At 54.8% G+C, this 312-nt stretch carries 1 protein-coding gene; it reads right to left on the bottom strand.

What is annotated here, in order from left to right:
• Nucleotides 1-312 (bottom strand): MFS transporter (locus SB660_RS19635; RefSeq protein ID WP_410583931.1); only part of this gene is annotated, 312 nt, incomplete at both ends.

Raw genomic sequence — 312 nt, 5'->3', positions numbered from 1 at the left:
ATAAAACTGCTGATCACAAGCCGCGGCTCCCTCTCGATATAATAGCGCTGGCGGACGCGGAGAAGGAGCGGAATCGAAAACAGTCCCCACCATGCCGCCGTAATTAAAAAGGCAATGCGGCCCGCAGTCTGGGCGGACAGCGGAATCACCTCCGCTTGTGCTGACAGAATCACGGCAATGCTCAGGAGAAAAGGGATTGTACTGCCGATATAGCCCAGCCCAAACCCCCTGGCGGACACCATATTCATCCGCTCCTTTGCGGCCACATCAACGAGAAACGCATCATAAAACACATTAGATCCGGCAAAGCCG

The sequence above is a fragment of the Bacillus sp. SIMBA_005 genome (assembly GCF_046535585.1).
Taxonomy (GTDB): Bacteria; Bacillota; Bacilli; order Bacillales; family Bacillaceae; genus Bacillus; species Bacillus pumilus.
This window is presented reverse-complemented; position numbering and strand designations above follow the sequence as displayed.